This window comes from Arthrobacter sp. 9MFCol3.1 (assembly GCF_000620385.1).
GTDB lineage: Bacteria > Actinomycetota > Actinomycetes > Actinomycetales > Micrococcaceae > Arthrobacter.
Window position 1 is genome coordinate 580762 of sequence record NZ_KK211131.1, and the last position, 21452, is coordinate 602213.

A 21452-nucleotide genomic window follows, 5' to 3' on the forward strand; every position below is an offset into this window, starting at 1 on the left:
GCGGGCCGTAACTGGCCTAGCCTGCATAGAAGACCTGCAAGGTGACAGCACGACACAGGAGGGGTGAACTTGTCAGTGAGCACGCACCAGCAAACGCACCGGACCACGGACCGGCTCGGCATCAACGCCCCGGCGGACCTTGTCTTCAGCATGCTGCGCGACGCCTCGCACTGGCCTTACCTCGACGGCTTGACGGTGTACTCGGAGCGTGTCAGCGGCGACGACGCCGGGCACGAGCTGCGCACGTCCGTGGTGTCCAACGGCTCACTCAGTTCAAGCCACTGCTGGCGCGTCTTTGACACCGCCAGCCTTCGCGCCGAGTTCCACCAGTTGAACCTCGAACCCCCGTTCCGGGAGCTCGGCGGTGACTGGGAGATCCGGCCGGCTGACGGGCTCTCCGTGGTCACGCTGAACCACGAGTTCGAGGTCGACGACGAGCACCTCACCGAGCGGATCCGTGCGATCATCGAGGACTACAGCCGGCGTGAACTGGAGGCGCTGCGGATCAGCTGCGAACGGTTGTCCGTGCTCCTGCAGCACCACGCTCCGCAGACGCACCCCACCCCCCAGTCCACAGCGCAGTCCACTCCGCACCCCACAGCACAGGAGGCCTAAATGTCAGAGGCCAGGTTCACGACGGAACGGGACAGCTTCGGCCGGCTTCTCGCGGACCGCGAAGTCTGGCGGCAGGCCTCCACCATCCCGGCGGCCGGCGAACTGACCGCCCGCTGGCTGGAGGGCAACAGCCAGTACCAGCCGGGAGTCTTCGCGCCCGGGTTCGACGAGGAGACCGCGGCCATCGCCGGAGACCTCGCCCGGCTCAACCGCAACGGGCTCTTCACCAAGGAATCGCAGCCGGGCGTTCAGGCCGGGGGCCTCGCGCAGCGCGCCTACGTGACGGCCTTCTGCGGCCCGGATACGGCGTCGACGCTGCTGACGCTGTCGGCTCGGACCAGCCTGGTGACGGTCGTCCATGACCCCGGTGAGGCCAGCAGCGTCTCCATCCCGGTGACCGTCCAGGACGACGACGTCGCAACCCTGCTCGGCAGCAGCGAGGGGCCCGTTGGGGAAGACCAGCTCAGGGACTGGGCGGCAGAGACCAACGAGACCTTGGCCCTGGTCCTGGCTGACGCCTGGTACGTGGAAATCTTCGATCCCGTCTGGGGCCGGAACGATGTCCTGTTGGCAGCCGTACTTGAGGCGCTGCAGGCCGAATAGCCGACGGGAACCCGCGCCGCGCAGCCGCCGGCGACCCGGGTCCCGGGAAATTCACATATCAGTCGCGTCCCAGCCGATGCTGGCGGCCTCGTCCAGAGTGCGCGCCTCGAAATGCTCCAGCATGTCCTTCATCGCCTCGATGCCCTGCTTGAACAGGGCAGAGTCCCGCCACTGCTCAATCTGTTCCAGGGACTCCCACGGGCCGGTGCTGATGAACCGGTTTTTGACGTCGCGATCGTGCATCAGCACGGCTTTGGCGTTGGGAAAGTCTTCCTTCGTCTTCCTGGCCAGATCCCGCCAGGCTTGCACAAAATCGTTCTCGCGGCCGGGATGCACCAGCCAGATTCCGAGCGTATAAACAGACACGTCGATCGCCTCCATTGTCCGTGCGGGTTGATACGCCGATTATGTTCCTGTCATCCGGCCGGCGGTAGTGCCGATTGCCCGGAGCGCCGTTGTGGGCGCAAATGAACCGTTGTATGGGTGGAGTAGAAGGCCTAGCATGTGGGCAGACCCCACTCTGGGGCCAGCCTCGGACCTTCCATCGTTGGGAGCGGGCACATGTTCGGATGCCGGTGTCCTGGGCGTACACAGGATAGGAAAAACGATGAGCAAATATCTGTTCGAAGCGAACTACGTTGGCGACGGCATCAAAGGACTCATGCGTGAAGGCGGCACCAAGCGGCGTGATGCTGTTGTCGAGGCCCTCAAGTCGGTGGACGGCTCACTCGAAAGCTTTTACTACGCCTTCGGCGAGACGGACGTCGTCGGGGTCTTCGATATCCCTGACCAGGCCAACGCCGTGGCCCTGTCACTGATGATCAATTCCACCGGTGCCGTGAACCTGCACCTGAAACCGCTCATGTCAGCAGAGGATCTCGACGCGGCAGCCAAGAAGACGCCGTCGTACCGGGCACCGGGGCAATAAACCATAAACATCCGCTGCGAATGGCCGGATCACGGCACGCGGCTACGCGCGTGCCCGAGTCTCTGCCAGTAGGCTCGGGGCATGTCACTGAGCAAGTCACCGGGCGGGTCACTGCGCAGGTCATTATGCAGTCCACTCCGCGGCGGAAGACCCTGGGTGCGCGGTACCGCGCTGCTGTTGGCTGTGGCCGGCGCGGGAGCGGGCCTGGCCGGGTGTGAATACACCGATGACGTGTCAGATCCGACGGCGGCCCCCGCGGTGTCGTCGCGGCAGGCCCCGCCGCCACCACCCGCGCCGGTAAACCCGGGTCTCGCCGAGGCTGAGCAGCGCAATCTGGGCGAGCTGCAAGCAGTCCTCGGCACCCGGCCTGACGGGCTCGTCCTCGGCGGAACGGGCGGGATTGGCGGCAGCGGGTTCCGCCACTCGGCCGCAGCGGTGCCGCAGGGAACCTACACGCTCACCGCGGCCTGCACCGGCGCACCGAACGCGTTCCTGACGGTATCCCAGGACGGCCTCCGGGGCGGGGGCAGGGCGGAGATGAACCTCGAGTGCGGAGCTGCTGCAACGACGCGGGTCGACCTAGGGGCCGGACCAGTCCAGATTCAGGGATTCCGGCCCGGCACCGCCCCCTCCGCCGGCGAAGTTGCCGGCTTCTGGCTCGTTCCGGCCGGGCCGGGATCCTAGTCCGGATCCCCGTGAGGCGTCCTAACTCAGGGTCGCGGTGTCGATCACGAAGCGGTAGCGGACGTCGGAGGCCAGGACGCGCTCGTAGGCGTCGTTGATCTTCGCGGCCGGGATGACCTCGATCTCGGCGCCCAGGCCGTGCTCGGCGCAGAAGTTGAGCATGTCCTGGGTTTCGCGGATGCCGCCGATCATCGAGCCGGCGAAGGAACGCCGGCCCATGATCAGGGCGAACGCGTTCACCGGGAGCGGTTCCGCGGGCGCGCCGACGTTGACCAGTGCGCCGTCGAGGGTCAGCAGCTGCAGGTAGGAGCTGATGTCGATCGCGGCACTGACCGTGTTGATGATCAGGTCAAAAGTGCCGGCAAGGTCCGTGAAGGTGTTTTCGTCGCTCGTGGCGTAGTAGTGGTCCGCGCCAAGCTTGAGCCCGTCTTCCTGCTTCTTCAGCGACTGCGACAGGACCGTGACCTCGGCGCCCATGGCGTGTGCGATCTTGACGGCCATGTGGCCCAGTCCGCCCAGTCCGACGATCGCGACCTTCTTGCCGGGACCCGCGCCCCAGTGGTTCAGCGGCGAGTAGGTGGTGATGCCCGCGCACAGCAGCGGCGCCGCGACGTCGAGCTCGAGGCCCTCGGGAATGGTGACCACGAAATCCTCGGTCACGACGACGTGCGTGGAGTAGCCGCCCTGGGTGATGGTGCCGTCACGGTCGACGGCGCCGTAGGTGCCGGTGTTCCCGGCGAGGCAGTATTGTTCCTCGCCGGCCTGGCAGTTGACGCACTCGCCGCAGGAATTGACCATGCAGCCGACGCCGACCCGGTCGCCGACGGCGTGCTTGGTCACGGCCGTGCCGACCTCGGTGACAATGCCGGCAATTTCATGACCGGGAACCAGCGGATAGGTCTGCGGGCCCCAGTCGCCGCGGACGGTGTGGATATCCGAATGGCAGATCCCTGCGTACTTGATCTCGATCAGGACATCGTGCGGTCCCACGTCGCGGCGCTCGATGGTGGTGAGGGCGAGCGGCTCGGTCGCGGACGGTGATGCGTAAGCGTTGACGGTAAGCAATGAATCTCCTGCTTGTTGATCGTTGGGGGTTGTTCAACGGAACACCATCCATCAAACCCGGTATCGCAGCCGTGAGGGAGTCCCTGCTGATAGGGGTACTGGCAGGGCCTCCCTCGCGGAGCCCAAGGGCCTAACGTTGATGGCATGGATAATCGAGAGGCGACCCGCGAGTTCCTTGCCTCGCGCCGGGCCAAGATCACCCCGGAGGAGTCGGGACTGCCGGTGTACGGCGCGAAACGCCGGGTGCCGGGCCTGCGCCGCGGGGAAGTCGCCATGCTGGCCGGCGTCAGCGTCGAGTATTACACGAGGCTGGAGCGGGGAAACCTGTCCGGCGTTTCGGAGGGAGTTCTGGACGCCGTGGCAAAGGCCCTGCAACTCGACGACGCCGAACGGGCCCACCTCTTCGATCTGGCCCGTGCGGCGGCCCCGGGCAGCCGGACCCGCCGTCGTCCCCGTCCCGCGGAGTCCGTCCGCCGCAGCGTGCAGCTGACACTGAACGCCATCACCAACGCGCCGGCCTTTGTGCGGAACGGACGCATGGACGTCCTTGCGGCCAACCCGCTGGGTTATGCCCTGTATTCGGACATGTATGCGGGTCCGGCCCGCCCGGCCAACCATGCCCGGTTCATCTTCCTGGACGCCCGCTCGCGCAGCTTCTACCCGGACTGGGACCGCGCGGCGAGCGACACCGTCGCGATCCTGCGCACCGAGGCCGGCCGGGACCCCTACGACCGCGGCCTGACCGACCTGGTCGGTGAACTGTCGACGCGGAGCGAGGAATTCCGCACCCTGTGGGCGGCGCATAACGTGCGCCAGCACTACACCGGGCTCAAGCACTTGCACCACCCGGTGGTCGGGGATCTCCACCTGATGTACGAGGCCATGGACGTCTCCGCCGACGCCGGGCTGTCCCTGCTGGTCTACAACGCCGAGCCCGGCTCCGCGTCGGAAGATGCGCTGCGGCTGCTGGCCAGCTGGGCCGCGACCAACCGGCAGGTCAAGGAGGCCGAGGCCGCCGCGACTACGGTGGACAAGGCCTAACCGGAGCGGGCCGGCACTGTCACGCCAGGGCGGAAATGCCGTCCGTGTATCCCCCGGGCTGGCCGCCGCTGGAGGTGAAGTTGTTCAGCCAGGCCATGGCGTCGTCCCGGGAAGTGAAGAATTCGTGGGGGTAGCGGGTATGCCGGCTCATGGCCGCCGCAATCACACGATCCACTGTGCTGGAGCCAAGCACGGCAATCGCCAGAACCCCTGTTGTCTGCGCGAACTCGTACCTGGCGGCCGCGCTGATCTCCACGTCCGTCATTTCGGAGAGCATCGGCATCGGTATTCCGCCGCTGATCTGCGCTACGGCCAGCATCGCGTCCCTGGCATCGTCGACATCAACAAACGTGCCCGGCTGCCAGACGGATGTGATGATGCCCGCGCTGACGCTCAGCACGTTCTTTCCGTCAGCAGCTGCTATATGTCCTGGCATCATCGAGACCATTGTAGGGCCGGGCCTGACAAGCCAGGGGTTTGGGGCCCGCGTGGCGGACCGCAACAGAGCCTGACGCCTGCTTCCTCCCGCCCGCCCTCGTGCCCGCGCGGGACCTGCTCTCCGGCGCTGCCCGGCAAGGAGCATGTCCCGTGCAGCGTGGATTCTTATCTCGGACCTGCTCTCCGATGCTGCCAGGCAATGAGCATGTCCCTTGCCGCTTCCCCCGCGGGACATGTCCCCCTCCTGGAATGGACATGCCCCACTGCGCTGCCCAGGAATGGACCTAGTGGGCTTATGTCCATCCCTCTATACCAGAGGAGGGCATGTCCCGCGGTCCCGTCGCGGCGCGGTCCCGGTCATTCCGCGGTCCCGTCGCGGCGCCAATGGCTTCTGGATCAGGCCTTCCGGTGGATCGATTTGTAGCTCAGGTAGGCGTTCAGGCCCTCGATGCCGTACTCGGTCCCTAGGCCGGAGTCGTGCCGGCCGCCGAACGGTGCCGCATGGTTGGAGGCAAAGAAATTGATGCCCACCGAGCCTGTGTCCATCCGGTCCGCGACGACCAGCGCCGCGGCCGGGTCCTGCCCGAATACCAGCCCGCCCAGACCGAACTCGGTGTTGTTCGCCAGCGCAACGGCCTCATCAACACTGCCGTCGGCGTCGTCGTACTTCAGGATGCAGATCACCGGGCCGAAGATCTCCTCGCGGGAAATCCTCATTTCCGGCGTGACGTCGGCGAACACGGTTGGTTCCACGAAGTACCCGCCTTCGAGACCGCCGCCCAGGGTCGCCGCCCGGCCTCCGGTGGTGGCGCGGGCGCCTTCGGCCAGTCCCGACTCCACGTACTCCAGCACGGTCCGGTACTGCGATTCCGTGGCGCACGGGCCGAACACCGTTCCGGGATCCAGCGGGTCGCCCTGCGTTCCGGCAGCGATGGTGGCGGTCACCATGTCCACCACTTCCTCGTAGCGGCTCGCCGGGGCAAGGATGCGGGTGGAGATGTAACAGGTCTGCCCGGTGTTGCGCATGGACGAACGAATCAGGACCTTGGACATGGCGTCCAGATCGGCGTCCGGCATCACGATCGCGCTCGACTTTCCGCCGAGTTCCAGGGTGACGGGCCGCAGCAGTTCTCCGCAGGCGGCGGCGATCTTCCGCCCCACCGGCGTTGAACCCGTGAAGGCCACCTTATCCACGCCGGGGTGCTTCACCAGCGCGTCGCCCAGCCGGCCGGAGCCGGTGACGAGGTTGACCACGCCGGCCGGAACTCCGGCAGCGGCGACGGCGTCGATGATCACCCGGAGGGACAGCGGCGTGGGGGACGCCGGTTTGATCACCACGGTGCAGCCGGCCAGCAGCGCGGGGGCCAGTTTGATGACCACTAGATTGATGGGGAAGTTCCAGGGCGCGATCAGCGCACACACGCCGAGCGGGTCCCGCCGCACTACGGATTCACCGCCGCCGCGCGGGAAGGCACGCACGTCGTCGCGCTCCAGGTGGCCGGCGAGCGTTGCGAAGTAGCGGAAGATGCCCGCGGCGTTCGCTGCCGCCCCGGAGGATTCGGAGACGGGCGAGCCGTTCTCCCGCGTGTTGGTGAGGGAGAGTTCCCCGGCACGTTTCTCCACTTCCTCGGCGATGCGCAGCAGATAGGCGGCCCGTTCGGAGGGCGCGAGCCGCGGCCATTCGCCTTGGAAGGCGCGCCGGGCGGAGTCGACGGCGGCATCCACGTCCTCCAGCGTTCCGTCCGGGACGGAGCCCCAGACTTCGCCGGTGGCGGGGTCGGTGACCGGGTTGCGGCCGGCGCCGCGGGCCGGCGTCCAGGCTCCATCGATGAAGAGGCTGTCCACGTGGGTGTGCGGCAGGATCAGCGCGGCGCGTGCGGCCAGGGCGGGAACGGACGACGGGGGCGCCGCCTTCCCCGGCGCCGGCGTCCCGGCAGGCGTGCCGGCGGGGGTCCCTCCGTGGTGCGTAGCGGAGGTCATCGGATCACCGCCGTCTTGAGCAGGGCGGTGGACCGGGCCAGATCCGCGACGGCCATGTCGTGGGCGGCCAGGGTGATGAGTTCGGGCACGATTTCCGCGGCCAGCCTGTCCGTGTACGTGGCCGGGTCCATCCCGAACCAGGAGGAGGCCAGCGCGATCCCGGCCTGGTCGAAGCGCCACAGCCGGTCCGCGTCCCGCATCAGCGCGTCCTCCAGCGAGTGGGCCACGGGGCGGGTGTCGTGGCCGTCGATGATGTCGCAGACACGCTCCACGAACTCAGGCGAGTAGCCCAGCCCGGGGAGGACCCGGCGGGTGACGTCGCAGCCCTGCTTTTCGTGTTCGTAACGGATGGCCGCCTTGCGCCAGTCGCCCGCGAAGCCTTCGGAGATGATCCGGGATTCATCCACGTGGGCCCAGCCGGTGTCATGCAACAGCGTGGCCACGCGGACGAGCTCTGCGTCGGCGTCGGGGTAGGCCCGGCAGAGCCGCTCGGCGAAGGCGAGCGAGATCGGCAGGTGGATGTCGTTGCCGCGGGTGCGGGTCTCGTGCACCACGGCGCGCCACAGCGGGTCGAGTTCCTCGAGCGCGGCCGGCGTCGTCGCGATCGGGGACGTCTCCACCGGTCCCGTCGCCGGAACGGGCCGGACCGGGTACGCCGCGGCAAACGCTTCTGCCGCCGGGTGGGCAACGGCGGCGGCAGTAGTCCCGGCTGCGCCGCTGCCGGCGTCGGCAACCGGGGTCTTGGGGGTGGTCATAATGCTCCTTCGGGGGCGGCCAGCCGCGGGGCTAGCTGTCCGTCGTGATCGTCTTGAGGGGTGTCGCCGGATCGGCGGCAGCCTCGGCAGGGATGTTCTGGCCCTTGGCCAGGGCGTTTTTCACGGCCATGAAGTCCAGCGGCGCGTTGACGCAGTCCGCGGCGATGACCTGGCCCTGGCGGTAATAGAGGACGCTGAACTTTCCGCGTTCCTCGTCCCGCCGGAGGACGGTCTGGTCGTAGCCGTTGCACAGTCCGGCGATCTGCAGCTTGAGGTCCGCCTGGTTGGACCAGAACCACGGGATGCCGGCGTATTCCTCGCGCCGGCCGGTGAGCGAGTAGGCGGCCACCTTGGCGTGCTCGATCGCGTTGTTGACGCTTTCCAGCCGGATCCGCTCCCCCGGCGCGGAGCCGGGCACCGGGTTGGGCATGTTGGCGCAGTCGCCGATCGCCACCGTGGTGCCGTCCGAGGCCAGCGCGAAGCGGTCCACCACGATTCCGTTGTCAACCGTCAGGCCGAGCTGTTCGGCCAGCTGGGTGTTGGGGATGACGCCGATCCCGATCAGCACGATCTGCGCGGGCAGCACGGTGCCGTCCTGGAGTTCGACGCCGGAAACTGCAGCGCCGCCGTCGTCCGCCCTAAAGCGCGCCGCGCTGGTGCTGAGCCGGATGTCCAGGCCGCGGGAGCGGTGCGCCTGCAGGAAGTACTCGGCCGTTTCCTCGCCGACGGCGCGGCCCACCAAGCGGGGTCCGAACTCCAGGACCGTGACATTCTTGCCCATCTTCTGCAGGCTGGAGGCGGCTTCGAGGCCAATGAAACCGCCGCCGATCACCACCACATCGTGCGCGTCCCCCACCCGTGCCTTGAGCGCCAGGGCGTCGTCGGCGTTGCGCAGGTACAGGACGCCGTCGAGGTCTCCGCCCTCGATTTCCAGATTCCGGGCCCGGGCGCCCACGGTGAGGGCCAGACGCTTGAAGGGGAACTGCTTGCCGGAGGAGGAATGTGCGACCCCGGAGCCGTCCGCTTCCCTGTCGATCCGGACGATGTATTCGCCCTTCACCAGATCCACATTGTGTTCGGCCCAGTACTCGTTGGAGCGGAAGATCAACGACTCGCTCTCCACCGTGCCTTGCAGGAACTCCTTGGACAGGGCCGGGCGCTGGTAGGGGCGGTGGTCCTCGTCGCCGAGCAAAGTAATGTGCTCGTCAAAGCCGAGAGCCCGCAGGGATACGGCGAGCTGGACGCCGGACTGGCTCGCCCCGATGATCAGCAGTCCAGTCCGGGACGGGGTGCCCGACGGCGTTGCGTCCTCGGCGGCCGCTGCGGGGGCCGCGTTCTCAACCGCGTTGGTGCTCACGGCTACACCTGGGTTTCCGGGGTTGTGACGAACAGTTCGAGCCCGTCCGTGAGGCGGAGCTGGCAGGACAGCCGCGAGTTGTCCTCGCGGTCCACGGCAGTGCCGTAGAGCATCTCGTCCTCCATGTCCTCCATCGGCGGGAGCTGCGCGAGGCAGTCGTCGCGGACGAAGACGTGGCAGGTGGCGCAGGACAGCGAGCCGCCGCACTCCGCGACGATGCCGGGGACGCCGTTGCGCACCGCGGTCTCCATGACGGAGTCGCCGGAGTTGCCCTGGACGTCACGGACAGCGCCCTCGGCGTCGGTGAAATGAACCGTTGGCATTGGTCCTCCTTGGGGGTTGAAGTCGGGGTAGAAGTCGGAAAGTTGGCAGATAGGACAGAGTCAGATGAACTGGCGGCCGCCGTCGACCACCATGGTCTGCCCCGTGTAATAGGAGCTGTCCGGCCCGGCCAGGAAGAGCGCCGCGCCCACGATGTCCTCCGGCTGGCTGGCCCGCTTGATGGCACCGCGGTCCACACCGTAGTTTTCGGCGTTCTCCATCAGCCCGTAGCTGGCCTCGGTGAGGGTGAAGCCGGGGGCGATCGCGTTGACCGTGATTCCCCGCCGGCCCAGTTCCTTGGCCATCACCCGGGTCAGCGCCACCACCCCGCCTTTGGAGGCGACGTAGTGCAGCCACTGTTCGGAGCCGCTGAAGATCGTGGCGCTGGAGAGGTTGATGACGCGCCCGCCCTCGGGCAGGTACGGGCTTGCGGCCCGGGTCACGAGCCAGGGTCCCTTGAGGTTCACGTTCATCACCAGGTCCCATTCGGCCGGGTCGATGTCCTCGAACGGGCTCCGGGTTACCCCCGCATACACCGCCGCGTTATTGAGCACGACGTCGATGCTCCCGTTGCCAAAGTCCGCGCAGCTTTTCGCGAGGGTCTCGGTGGAGTCGACGCTGGTGACGTCGGCGTGGAAGGCTGCCGCCTCGGCCCCGGTGTCCAGGACCAGCTTGGCGGTTTCCTCCGCACCCTCGAGGTTCACGTCCGCTACCGCTACCCGGTAGCCGCGGCGGGCGAAGCCGAGCGCGAACGCCCGGCCCAGCCCGCCTGCGGCGCCGGTGATCAGGACGGTGCGGGCGGGCCGGCCCGCATCGACATATTCTGCAGTAGGCATATTTGAAGCTGGCATGTTCGGATCAGACATGGCTGTGGCTGTGCGCCCCGGGTCCGGCGACCTGCAGCTCCGGCCCCCCGGCATCGGGAATCAGTGCGTCGAGGATCTGGACCGTTCCCTTGGTGCCGTCCACCCGCAGGCGCTGGCCGGTCTTGATCGTGGTGGAGGCCGAGCCGGTTCCGGTCACGGCCGGGAGGCCGTATTCGCGGCAGACGATGGCGGCGTGGCTCATCATGCCGCCGATGTCCGTAACCGTGGCCTTGATTTTGCCGAAGATCGGGCCCCAGGACGGCGCGGTGACGGTGGCGACCAGGATCTCCCCCTGCTGCACCTCGGAGAGCTGGTCCGCGTCGGTGATGACACGGGCCAGGCCCTCGACAACGCCGGGAGAGGCCGCCATGCCGCGCAGGCCGCCGCCTTCCACCGCTTCGCCGGCGCCCAGCCACTGCTGGACCTGCTCGGTGGTGATGCCCCAGAGCATCCGGGTGAAGGGTTCGGTGATGGATTCCGGCGGGGTGTTCAGTGCCGGGGCCGGCCGGGCGGTCTTAAGCGCGTCCACGATTCCGCGGCGGCTCTCGATCTCGGCCGGCCAGTAGTCCGGGCCGATCGGCTTGGCGCCGACGCCCCAGCCGGTGACGAGGTCGAACAGCGCGTCGCGGACCTCGTTGCGACCCAGGTACAGGAGGTCGTCCGGTTCGGTCCAGAAACCCTCGGCCTGCATCATGCGGCTAAGCTCGCGGATCTTGCGCCAGAAGACGCCCATGGTCCAGTGCTCAATGTAGAAGTTGTGGTTTTCCACGTACGGGTAGGCGGTGGCGGCGAGTCCGCGCTTGGCGTCGAAGAGGGCCTGGTTTTCGCCTTCCAGCAGGTCCCGGTATTCCTCGATGATGCGGTCACGTTCGGTGATCAGGGCTTCCACCGGGCGCATGATTTCCTGCCCCTCGTCCACGCGGCGGATGTAGTCCGCGATGTAGCCGAGCGGGATTTCCTGGTGTTCGTTCCAGTACTTGTCGTGGCCGTAGAAGCCGTTGCCCACCGTGAAGTTGAACCACGGGTCCTTGGCGCCCTCGTACTGGGCCACCCAGCGGTCCCCGCCCGGGGCTGCGGCGATGGCGCCTAGGGTGACGTCGACGTCGTCGGTGTTGCCAAAATTCGGCTGAAGCCCCAGGTCGACAGCGAGCTTGGCGAGCTGCTTGAGTTCGTCATCCGGGCGGAAGAGCTCCATGTCCACGCCCTGCACCATGGTGGCGATGGACTGGTCCGGGATGTTGGGGAACACCTGCTTGCAGAAGTTGAAGAAGTCCAGGTAGGCGATGTAGCCGAGGTTGAGGAACTCGAAGTGGTACTGCCAGTTCTGGTAGGCCAGCTGGATCAGCCGGTCGTAGCTTTCCAACAGCTTCTCGGAGCCGTCCTTGCCCTTGCCGGAGAGGATGTCCTCCATGGGGACCATGTCCGGGAGCTTGGGGAAGGAGATGGTTTCCATCTCGTCGATGGTGCCCTTGACCTTGACGTGCCACTGCTTGAGGAGCTGGTCCCAGTTCTGGAAGTAATGGCCCACGCGCTGTTCGAACAAGGGCACGCGGGCCGCGATCTCGCCCTCCGGTACCGGAATGGGCGACATGTAGAGGTAGCCCAGATGGACACGGAACTCGATGCCGTTGGCGTTGGGGATCATCAGGTGCCGGGCGTTGTACTGGCCCAGGCACTTGACCGCGAACTCGCCGCCGATGGTCTCGAAGGGCTTGAACACGGTGGGCCAGTGCTGGCTGTCGCAGAACCAGAACTTGGCGTCCTCCTGCTCCTTGAGCTTGTCCTGGAAGACCAGATAGTACGGGTAGATCTTTTCCCAGCCCTCGGCCCCGGCGGGAACCGGAAGCTCGGAGGGCTTGGGGAAGGACTTCAGGGACATGGCGGTCCTTTCAATTCGGGCTCGGCGTTGAGCCTGGGTGACGAAGCGGACTAGCGGGTCAAAACTTCTTAGAAGGAGGGCTTCAGCAGGGAGGCTGTGATGCTGCCAAGGTTGAAGCTGCTGGAGGACGACGGCCCGGTGGACGACGGCGTGGAGCTGGCCGGCGCCGTCGTGGAAGCGGATGTGGCTGAAGAGCCTGCCGGGCTGAGTCCGCTGAAGTAGCCGCCGGCGGATGCCGAGGACGGGACAACCGGCTTCGAGGAATGCACGGTTTCCGGACGGGACTGCAGAAGGAGCAGGTTGTCGCCGTCGGGCAGGTCCGTGTCGAGGGCCCATTCGATGTCCTGCGGGCATTTGTAGTGCTTCTCCGCGCGCTTGGCCATCTGCGCGACGGCGGTGAGTTCGGCGTCGCTGAGGCTGCGGCGGCCGCGGCGTTCGGCGTCGACCTCCCGCTCCACCAGGCGGCCGGCGACGGCGTCCGGGACGAGTTCGGCGTGCTTATCGCCGAGGTGTTCGGAGATGACGGTCAGGGTGACCTTGTCCAGCATGATGTTGTCCGGGGTGACCTGACCGGAGACCACCATCTCGCCCACCCCGTAGGACGCGTCGATGGTGATCTTGGAGCGGTCGCCGTTGGTGGGATCCATGGTGATCGCGACGCCGGAGACGCGGGCGTTGACCATCTTCTGGACCACGACGGCCATCGAGAGGCCTTCGTTGGGGATGTTGTTCTTGAGCCGGTAGATGATGGCGCGGGAGGTGAAGAGCGAGGCCCAGCACTGGCGGATGTGTTCGGTGACGGCCTTGACGCCGTCGAGCCAGAGGTAGGTGTCCTGCTGGCCGGCGAAAGAGGCGTCCGGCAGGTCCTCGGCGGTGGCGCTGGAGCGGACGGCCACCGGGACGGGAGCGTCGAAGCGGGACATCAGGGACTCGTAGGCCGTGACGGTGAGCTCGCGCAGGGCCGGCGGCACCGGGCGGGAACGGATGTCCTCGCGGATCGCGGCGGAGACTTTGTCCACCTGGCCCATGTCCTCGGGGTCCAGCCCGGCCAGGAGCTCGTGGATGTCCCGGGTGATGCCGGCTTCCTCCATAAAGGCGTCGAACTGGGCCGTCGTGACCACGAAGCCGGGCGGGACGGGCATGCCGGCGGAGGTCATGGTGACCAGGGAGGCGCCCTTGCCGCCAAGGTTTTCGAGCTTCGGTTCGATGCCGCCGTCGAAGAACTGGATGTATTCGTTGCTGTGCATATTTCTCAGGCCTTCCAGCTGACGGGGACGGTCTCGGGGACGCGGAAGGAGAGGTTTTCGCGGAAGGCGATGGCTTCCGGGTTCTCCAGCTGCAGCTCCGGGGCGAGCCGGGCCACTTCCTCGAGGGCGATTCTGGCCTGGAGCTTGGCGAGCATATTGCCCAGGCAGTAGTGGATGCCGTACCCGAAGGAGAGGTGCTCGCGGGCGTTGGGGCGGGTGATGTCGAAGTCCTCGCCGGCGTCGAACTTGGTGTCATCCCGATTGGCGGAGCCCATGAGGAGCAGCAGCTGCGAGCCCTCTGCAATGGCGACGCCGCCGACTTCGGTGTCTTTGAGGGCCTTGCGGCGCCAGCCGACGATCGAGCCGGCGTAGCGCAGGACCTCGTCGATGGCGGCGGGGATCTTCTTGGGGTCCTCCACGAGCTGCTGCCACTGCTCGGGGCGGGCGAGGAGTTCGCGGAGGGCGTTGGAGATCAAGGTGGTGGTGGTCTCGTGGCCGGCGAAGAGCAGGCTGTAGAGGACGGAGGCGATCTCGTGGTCCGAGATTTCGGCGCCTTCCTGCTGCGACTTCACGAGGTCCGCGGTGAGATCGTCGCCACCTTCCTCGTGGGCAGCCCTGACCAGGCGCAGGCATTCCTGCCAGTACTCCACGAGGTTGTGGGCGTGCGGGATTTGTTCCTCGTCGCTGAGGTCGCCCCAGGTCATCGCGGCTCGGGAATCGCTCCAGCGCTTGAAGGTGTCCACCTGGGAGACATCCGCGCCGATCAGGGTCAGGATGGTGATGGTGGGGACGTCGTAGGCGAGGTCCCTGACCATGTCGCCGCGGTGTTCCGGCCGGGCGAGCATCTTTTCGAGCAGTTCGACGACGTTCTGCCGGATGAACGGTTCCAGGGCCTTGTAGCGGCGGGGCGTGAAGGCCTTCTGGACCACGGCGCGGATGCGGGTGTGCTCCGGCGGACGGCGCGCGGAGAGCCCCGAGTAGGCGGTGAAACCGCCGTCGTCCATGATCTTCTTGGCGGCGGCGCCGCGTTCGCGGACGGGGGCCTGGGCGTTTTCGCTGGAGAAGGTCTCCCAGTCCTCGAAGACGGCCTTGATGTCGTCGTAACGGGAGACGACATAGAGGCCGATCCGCTCGTCGAACATGACGGGCTGCTCGGCCCGGAGTTCGGCGTAGGCGGAAAAGGGATCCTTCATCTGGAACGGCTCGTAGCCGTGGTGCCCCGCGGGGGCTTCGGCGCCGTGCCCGAAGGGACAGCGGCCGGCCGTTTCAGTCGACGATGACATCTGGGCTCCTTGGTTTTCGGTCCCGCCGGCAGCGCCAGTGCATGCCGCGGGTTCTTATTCACCAGTGTGGCCCCCATCACCTCGGGATGGCAGGGCTGACTTCCACTGAGCGGAAACCAGTTACCAGCGCCCTTGCGGGCGCGGGGATACGGCCTAGTCCGTTCCCGCGACGTGGCTGCCCAGCAGGGTTTCCAGCGGGATCCGCGCAGTGGCGCGTTCGATCTGCGCCGCGATTCCCCGCAGGACCGGCAGGTGCCGGGTCATCGTGGCGGCCTGATTGGTGGGCAGCACCAGGCCGATCGAGGCACCTATCCTGCCGGTATGGAAGACCGGAACGGCGATGGAGCAGGAACCCAGCCGGACTTCCTCGAGGGTGGTGGCGTAGCCCTGCTCCCTGATCTGGGTCAGCTCCGCGGCCAGCTTTTTAGGGTCCACGTGGGTGTGCGCGGTGTGCCGTTCCAGCTGCCGGTTCAGGTAGGCGTCACGGACCCAGTCCTCCTCGAAGGCCAGGATGACCTTCCCGACGGCGGTCGCGTGCATGGGCAGCCGACCGCCGACGCGGGACGCCCGCGGTACCCGTTTGGAGCCGTAGACGCGGTCGATGTACAGCACTTCGTGGCCGGTCCGGACGGCCAGGTGCGCGGTTTCGCCGGTGAGGGAGAACAGGTCCTGGACGTATGGCCGGGCCGCGTCACGAAGCTGGCGGCCGGTATTCTGGGCAAGCTCCCAGAGGCGGATGCCCAGCTGGTAGCGGCCGTTGGGCTCGCGGGAAAGGAAGCCCCAGTCGGTGAGCTCGTTGACCAGCCGGTGGGCGGTGCTCAAGGGGAGGCCGGACTTTTCGGCGATGTCGGTCAGGCTGAGGGCGCCCCGGGACTGTTCGAAGGCCGCCAGGATGGAGAGGACCTTCGAGGTCACCGTCCTGCCGGGTTCGCGGCTGCCGCCGGCCATGGTGGCCTCCTCGTCGCGGGCACTGGCCCTGTTTCTGGCCGTCAAGGGCCATGTGGCCGCCCGGAATTGAGTGTAGTCCGCAAGTCCCGCACCTTGCCGGCGCTCAGCAATGGACATGTCCCGCGGCCCCGTGTCTCAGCAGTGGACATGTCCCGCGGCCCCGTGGGGACATGCTCCGCGCTGCGCCTGAGCGATGGACATAACGGGACATGTCCATTCCTGGGCGCCAGCGGAGGGGATGCCCGGTGGCCGCCGGGGCCGGGCGGCGCTGAGGCCCGCACATTGTCGGGACCTGTCAGTGAAATCAAGCCCTGCGCCTGAGGCTGAGCATTGCCCGGTCATTGGCCATGGCTCCCGTCGGGACATGTCCCGTGGCGGACCTCGGCAATGGACATGTCCCGCGGCCCCGTGGGGACATGCTCCGCGCTGCGCCTGAGCGATGGACATAACGGGACATGTCCATTCCTGGGCGCCAGCGGAGGGCATGTCCCGCGGTCAGGACTCCAGGACCAGCAGCTGGGCCTTGTCCGCGTCCCAGCCCACCCACAGGCCCTCGTCCGGCCGGATCCCGGCGCCCCTGTCCGAGCTCAGCTCACGGAGCTGGAGTTCGTGGCCGCCGGCCGTGAGGCGGTGGCGGACCGTGGCGCCCAGATTCGTGGAGGAGACCAGGGTCGCGGCGCATCCGTTGCCCGCCGAGGCCCGTGTCCTGAATTTGAGGTGCTCCGGGCGGATGGAGACAGCGTAGTTCTCACCGCTTGCCCCGCGGTCCCGGACCTTCGCGAGACCCAGTCCGCCGAGGTCCACCACGGCTTCCTCGCCGTTGCGCTCCACGATGGTGCACGGGATGAGGTTCGTGTCGCCCAGGAAGCTGGCCACCCAGTCGGTCAGGGGATGGTTGTACACCTCCTCCGGCGGGCCGGACTGCACGATCTTCCCGTCCCTCATCACCACGATCCGGTCCGACATGGCCATGGCCTCGTCCTGGTCGTGCGTCACGAACAGCACGGAGATGCCCAGGCCCTTCTGCAGGGTCTTGATCTCCTCCTGCATCTGCTCGCGGAGGCGCTTGTCCAGGGCCGCCATCGGCTCGTCGAGCAGCAGGGCGGCCGGGTTGAAGACCAGTGCCCGGGCCAGCGCCACCCGCTGCTGCTGTCCGCCGGAGAGCTGGCGCGGCTTGCGGCCGCCCATCTTGCCCAGTCCCACCCGGTCGAGGGCCTCCTCGGCGCGCTGGCGGCGTTCCTCGCGCGGCACCTTCCTCATGCGGAGCGCAAACTCCACATTTTCCAGCGCGCTCATGTGCGGGAACAGGGCGTAGTTCTGAAACACGACGCCGAGATTGCGGTCCCGGGGCGGCAGCGAGTCCACGGGTTTGCCGTCAATGAGGACGGTTCCGGCGGTGTGGTCTTCAAACCCCGCAACCATCATCATGGTGGTCGTCTTGCCGGAGCCGCTGGGGCCCAGGAGGGTCACGAACTCCCCTGGCTGGACTGTCAGGTCCAGTTCGTCCACGGCAACGACGTCGCCGTAGTGCTTGCTGACCTGGCGGAGCTCAATGGCGCCCCGGGCGGCCCTGCCCGTGCCGGGAATTGACTCCGCGGAAATCACTGATGCGGTCATCGACTTTCCTTACGTTTGTGCGGACACGGCCAGCGGCAGCATCCGGGTTGAAGAGCGGCGCTTGAGGACAAACAAGACCTGGAGCAGCAGCCCGATCGTGGCGACGCTGACCAGCAGGGCGGAAGACACCGCGATCTTCGGGGTCAGGTTGAACTGGATATCCGTGAACATCTTCACCGGCAAGGTCGTGGCCCCCGGGGACTGCATGAACAGGGACATCACCGTCTCATCGATGGAGACCGAGAACGCGAAGAGCGCCCCGGAGATCAGGCCGGGCAGGATGATGGGCAGATACACGTGCCGCAGGACGGAGAGCGGACCGGCCCCGAGGCTCTGCGCCGACCGGACCAGGGCCGGGTTGAGCCCGGCGAGGCTGGCGCGGGTGGTCAGGTACACATAGGGGGTCGCGATCACGGCGTGCGCCAGGCCGATGGGGACGATGCTGCCCACCATGCCGATCGAGATGAAGAACTGGTAGAACGCCAGCGCCAGCACCACGGTCGGCACGATCATCGGCGCGAGGATCAGGCCCACCACGGCGGGCTGGCCAGGGAACTTGCGCCCGTGCAGGCCGATCGCCGCGGTGGCACCCAGCAGCACGCCAATCACGACGGCGATCGCCGCCGACTGCAGGCTGGCCGTCAGGGCGGAGGTCCAGGCCCGGTCGGCGAAGAATCCGGCCACGGCGGCGAAGGAGATTCCCTCCGGCGGGAAGGTGATGTAGCGGCTGTCGTTCAGCGCGACCGGCACCACAATCGCCGTCGGAATGACGAGGAACAGGAAGGCCGGGATGGAAAGAAGCGCCAGCAGGCGGTGCTGCGGATTAGTTGTCTTCATGTTGGCCTCCTGCCTTGAGGACGCGCTGGTAGACGGCTACGAGGATGCTGACCATGACCGTCAGGATGACGGCCAGCGCAGCGGCCCCGGAGAAGTCCGTGAGCTGTCGGGCGTAGTAGTCGATCTGGTTGGCGATCATCATGTCGCCGGGTCCGCCCATCACCACCGGGGTGATGAAGAAGCCCGTGCTGATGATGAAGACCAGCAGCCCGGCCGCGGAGATGCCGGGCATGCTCAGCGGCAGCGTGATCCTGCGGAAGACGGATCCTTCCCGCGCGCCAAGCGAGCGGGCCGCGAGCCCCAGCCGGTCGTCGATCGATGTCAGCGAGGAGAAGATCGGGAACACCGCGTACGGCAGGAGGCAGTGCACCATGCCGACGATCACGGCGAACCGGTTGTGCAGCAACGGGATCGGCGCACCTGTCAGCCCGATTCCCTGCAGGAATGCGTTCACAATGCCGTTGTCCTGGAGCAGGACCGCCCAGGCGAAGTTCTTCACCAGGATGCCGGTCCAGAACGGCAGGAGTACGACGGCGAACAGGATCACCCGGGTGACATTGCCGGCCCGCCACAGGACCATGGCGATGATGTAGCCCAGCACCACAGTGACAATGGTGCTGGCCAGGCTGATGGTCAGGGTGTTGACCAGTGCGCGCACCACCAGCGGGTCCTCGAGGACCCGCTGGTAGGCGTTGTCGGCGAAGCTTGCGCCGACCAGTTTGCCCAGCGGCGTCAGGAACAGCACGACGTCGAAGGCAAGGATCGGAGCCAGCAGCAGCCACCAGCCGCTGCGCCGCCGTCGGGGTGCTGCCTCAGCGGGGGCCGGCGCCCCGCGGCCCCGGGGCCGGGGCCGTTCGAGAGTTGCGTTGCTCATGTCAGCTGGCCTGCCAGAGCTTGAACTGCTGCTCGGTCTTCTTCAGGTTCTGCGACCACCACTTGTCGTCGCGGACCAGGATCTTGTCCGCGAGCCGGGGGCTGGTGGGAAGCGTGTCGGCGATTTCCTTCGGCAGCTTGGACAGCGCCGGGGTGTTGGCGAGGGTCAGGTTGGTGACCTTGTCGAACGCTGCGCCGGCCTCGGCGTCGTTGGACATGAAGTTCATCAGCTTGAAGGCAGCTTCCTTGTTCTTGGCGCCCTTCGGAACCACGAAGTAGTCGCCGGCGAGGACGGCGTTTTCGGCGGAGAAGTTCAGCTTCGCGCCGTCGTTGCGGGCTGCGTTAATACGGTTGTTGAAGCTCGTGGAGAGCGAGACCTCACCGGAGGTGAGCTGCTGGATGGGCTCCTGGTTGGCGGCGTGGTACAGCAGCCGGTCCTTGCCCGGGTGCTGGCCCAGGACCCTCAGGGCCCGGTCGACGTCGAGCGGGTAGATCTTGTCGAACGGGACACCGTCGGCCAGCAGGGCGGCTTCCAGGACGGAGCTGTCGGAGAGCTGGTTGTACACCGAGCGCTTGGTGTTGTACTTGCCCTGGTCGAAGAACTGGGCCCAGTCTTTCGGTGCCTGCGCGTCGGAAATGACCTTCTGGTCCCACGCCATGACAAACAGGAAGCTCAGGTACTTGATGCCGTATTCAGCCTTCGCGTATCCGGGCAGGCCCTTGTCGCTGATGATGTCGTAGTCGAACTTCTCCAGCAGCCCCTCGGCCACGGCCACCTCATACTCTGGCGCCGTGATTTCGACGAGGTCCCACTGCACGTCGCCGGACTGGACCTGGGCCTTGAGCGCGGCCAGGGAGGTGTTGGCCAGCAGCGTCGTCTGGATTCCCGACTGCTTGGAGAACGGGTCCAGGATGGTCTGGGTCAGCTGGTCGTTGTACGAGCCACCATAGGACGTGACCGTCACCGTCTTGTTGGCGGCGGCACTTTCGGCGGGCTTCGCCGCGCAGCCGGACAGCGCCAGACCCGCAAATGGCGTCAGCGCTGCCGCTTTGAGGAGCTGCCTGCGGTCAAAGGGAGTGGAACGGAATGCTGTCATGGGGGAAGTGCCTCTCATGGACGCGGGCACGCCAAAAGAAGGCGTGCAGGATTGCGGGCGTGGTGGGGTGCGGTGCGTGTGATTGCGGTTGGCGCAGTGAAGTGAGAAGAAGCAGTGGAGTGAGAAGAAGAAGTGACAGCCGCGGTTCGCGCGGGCCATCCATTCCACCTGGAGATCTCGAGTCCGCCTTCCGGCGGCTTTTCGGTTTCGCAACTGTAACTGTGAAGTTGCTCACTAGTCAACAGTTGTATTGCTTTAAGAAACTCCCGGGTTTTGGCCGCGGGCGGTTCCCCCGGCTGCCGGTTACCGGGGCATGATTTGCACAGGAAATTCACAGCGAGGCGCTATTGCGGATACAGCGGGGCGACCGACAATGGTTCGACCTGATAGGAGTATTTGCCGGGCGATGGTGGCCGCGACTTACTGGAGTGTCAGTGGCGAGCGTTGTGACCAGTCGAGCCGGAATCAAGCGAACTTGTACCGACTAGTGATGGGCTCCCGGCATGATCACTCTCCGCAAGCATGTACTTCCCTCAGTCCTGGCCCTGGTCCTGCTCTCGACGTCGGCCTGTACCTCCGGGGTCGCGGCCGGCATCCCGTCCGGTGGCGCCACGAGCAAATCCGGTGGCGGGACGAGCCAATCCGCCAAACCCGCCAAGTCAGCCAGTCCCAGTGTTGCGGTCCCGCAACTGACGCCGGCCAGCACGGTGGATGCGCGTGCGGTGCTGGCGGCGTTCAAGTCCCGGGACATGGTGGGGCACCTGCAGGCGCTGCAGCGGGTGGCCGATGCCAACGGCGGGAACCGGGCCTCGGGCACCTCGGGGTATGAGGAATCGGCCCGCTACGTCGAGGAGCAGCTGCGCGCGGCCGGGTATGCGCCGGTGCGGCAAAGCTTCACGTTCAAGGAGGACGGCCGGCGCGGCAAGACGGTGGAGTCCTTCAACATCCTGGCCGACACCGGGGGCAGTGCCGAGCACACCGTGGTGGTGGGCGCGCATCTGGACTCCGTGCAGGAGGG

At 66.9% G+C, this 21452-nt stretch carries 21 protein-coding genes and 1 pseudogene; 6 read left to right on the top strand and 16 right to left on the bottom strand.

The annotated features are described in order from the left end of the window. The first annotated feature begins 75 nt into the window (after positions 1–75). Both C560_RS0120065 and C560_RS0120070 read left to right on the top strand, forming a co-directional pair. Positions 76–615 (top strand): SRPBCC family protein, encoded by a 540-nt coding sequence (locus C560_RS0120065; protein WP_026539557.1) that lies wholly within the window; start codon positions 76–78, stop codon positions 613–615. Continuing rightward, a complete protein-coding gene (locus C560_RS0120070; protein ID WP_018774993.1) occupies positions 616–1218 on the top strand; it encodes a DUF6919 domain-containing protein in 603 nt (200 codons plus the stop codon). A gap of 51 nt (positions 1219–1269) precedes the next feature. Here the strand turns inward: C560_RS0120070 and C560_RS0120075 are convergent, their stop codons facing one another. After that, the gene (locus C560_RS0120075) at positions 1270–1599 is read right to left on the bottom strand and encodes an antibiotic biosynthesis monooxygenase family protein (protein ID WP_026539558.1); all 330 of its coding nucleotides are present in this window, start codon (positions 1597–1599) and stop codon (positions 1270–1272) included. A 226-nt stretch (positions 1600–1825) separates the two neighbouring features. Here C560_RS0120075 and C560_RS0120080 point away from each other — a divergent pair, with 226 nt between their 5' ends. Beyond that, on the top strand, positions 1826–2146 hold the full coding sequence (locus C560_RS0120080; RefSeq protein WP_018774995.1) for a GYD domain-containing protein: 321 nt from the start codon (positions 1826–1828) through the stop codon (positions 2144–2146). 231 nt (positions 2147–2377) lie between these two features. Next, a complete protein-coding gene (locus C560_RS0120085; protein WP_155855835.1) occupies positions 2378–2830 on the top strand; it encodes a hypothetical protein in 453 nt (150 codons plus the stop codon). A 21-nt stretch (positions 2831–2851) separates the two neighbouring features. Here the strand turns inward: C560_RS0120085 and C560_RS0120090 are convergent, their stop codons facing one another. Then, entirely contained in the window at positions 2852–3895 is a 1044-nt protein-coding gene (locus C560_RS0120090; protein WP_026539560.1) for an NAD(P)-dependent alcohol dehydrogenase, read from the bottom strand. A 144-nt stretch (positions 3896–4039) separates the two neighbouring features. Between C560_RS0120090 and C560_RS0120095 the strand changes: the two genes are divergently transcribed. Continuing rightward, positions 4040–4936 carry a helix-turn-helix transcriptional regulator gene (locus C560_RS0120095; RefSeq protein WP_026539561.1) on the top strand — a complete coding sequence of 299 codons (897 nt, stop codon included), beginning with the start codon at positions 4040–4042 and terminating at the stop codon, positions 4934–4936. 19 nt (positions 4937–4955) lie between these two features. Here the strand turns inward: C560_RS0120095 and C560_RS22490 are convergent, their stop codons facing one another. The 14 genes from C560_RS22490 to C560_RS0120165 form a co-directional block, all read right to left on the bottom strand. Then, positions 4956–5375 carry a DUF7793 family protein gene (locus tag C560_RS22490; RefSeq protein ID WP_196802376.1) on the bottom strand — a complete coding sequence of 140 codons (420 nt, stop codon included), beginning with the start codon at positions 5373–5375 and terminating at the stop codon, positions 4956–4958. A 395-nt stretch (positions 5376–5770) separates the two neighbouring features. After that, positions 5771–7354, bottom strand: coding sequence for an aldehyde dehydrogenase family protein (locus C560_RS0120105; RefSeq protein ID WP_231494404.1), 1584 nt, complete (start codon positions 7352–7354; stop codon positions 5771–5773). After that, the gene (locus tag C560_RS0120110; protein ID WP_026539563.1) at positions 7351–8109 is read right to left on the bottom strand and encodes an HD domain-containing protein; all 759 of its coding nucleotides are present in this window, start codon (positions 8107–8109) and stop codon (positions 7351–7353) included. The genes C560_RS0120105 and C560_RS0120110 overlap by 4 nt, the downstream gene beginning before the upstream one ends. A 31-nt stretch (positions 8110–8140) precedes the next feature. Next, on the bottom strand, positions 8141–9466 hold the full coding sequence (locus C560_RS0120115) for an NAD(P)/FAD-dependent oxidoreductase (RefSeq protein ID WP_155855836.1): 1326 nt from the start codon (positions 9464–9466) through the stop codon (positions 8141–8143). A gap of 2 nt (positions 9467–9468) precedes the next feature. After that, on the bottom strand, positions 9469–9789 hold the full coding sequence (locus tag C560_RS0120120) for a 2Fe-2S iron-sulfur cluster-binding protein (RefSeq protein WP_026539565.1): 321 nt from the start codon (positions 9787–9789) through the stop codon (positions 9469–9471). Positions 9790–9849: 60 nt separating this feature from the next. Beyond that, positions 9850–10623 (bottom strand): SDR family NAD(P)-dependent oxidoreductase, encoded by a 774-nt coding sequence (locus C560_RS0120125; protein WP_026539566.1) that lies wholly within the window; start codon positions 10621–10623, stop codon positions 9850–9852. Positions 10624–10645: 22 nt separating this feature from the next. Continuing rightward, a complete protein-coding gene (locus tag C560_RS0120130) occupies positions 10646–12532 on the bottom strand; it encodes a PEP-utilizing enzyme (RefSeq protein WP_026539567.1) in 1887 nt (628 codons plus the stop codon). 68 nt (positions 12533–12600) lie between these two features. Continuing rightward, positions 12601–13779: a PEP/pyruvate-binding domain-containing protein gene (locus C560_RS0120135; RefSeq protein ID WP_026539568.1), complete on the bottom strand. Its 1179-nt coding sequence runs from the start codon at positions 13777–13779 to the stop codon at positions 12601–12603. A 5-nt stretch (positions 13780–13784) separates the two neighbouring features. Continuing rightward, entirely contained in the window at positions 13785–15062 is a 1278-nt protein-coding gene (locus C560_RS0120140; protein WP_026539569.1) for a cytochrome P450, read from the bottom strand. A gap of 153 nt (positions 15063–15215) precedes the next feature. Further along, positions 15216–16010 (bottom strand): IclR family transcriptional regulator domain-containing protein, encoded by a 795-nt coding sequence (locus tag C560_RS0120145; protein ID WP_018775008.1) that lies wholly within the window; start codon positions 16008–16010, stop codon positions 15216–15218. A gap of 495 nt (positions 16011–16505) precedes the next feature. After that, entirely contained in the window at positions 16506–17627 is a 1122-nt protein-coding gene (locus C560_RS0120150; RefSeq protein ID WP_051533285.1) for an ABC transporter ATP-binding protein, read from the bottom strand. Between the two features lie 9 nt (positions 17628–17636). Then, positions 17637–18464 (bottom strand): ABC transporter permease, encoded by an 828-nt coding sequence (locus C560_RS0120155; protein WP_026539571.1) that lies wholly within the window; start codon positions 18462–18464, stop codon positions 17637–17639. Further along, positions 18451–19338 (bottom strand): ABC transporter permease, encoded by an 888-nt coding sequence (locus tag C560_RS0120160; protein WP_026539572.1) that lies wholly within the window; start codon positions 19336–19338, stop codon positions 18451–18453. The genes C560_RS0120155 and C560_RS0120160 overlap by 14 nt, the downstream gene beginning before the upstream one ends. A 1-nt stretch (position 19339) precedes the next feature. Beyond that, entirely contained in the window at positions 19340–20434 is a 1095-nt protein-coding gene (locus C560_RS0120165; protein WP_018775012.1) for an extracellular solute-binding protein, read from the bottom strand. Between the two features lie 503 nt (positions 20435–20937). Here C560_RS0120165 and C560_RS0120170 point away from each other — a divergent pair. Next, positions 20938–21452: pseudogene (locus tag C560_RS0120170) on the top strand (aminopeptidase); the annotation flags it as partial.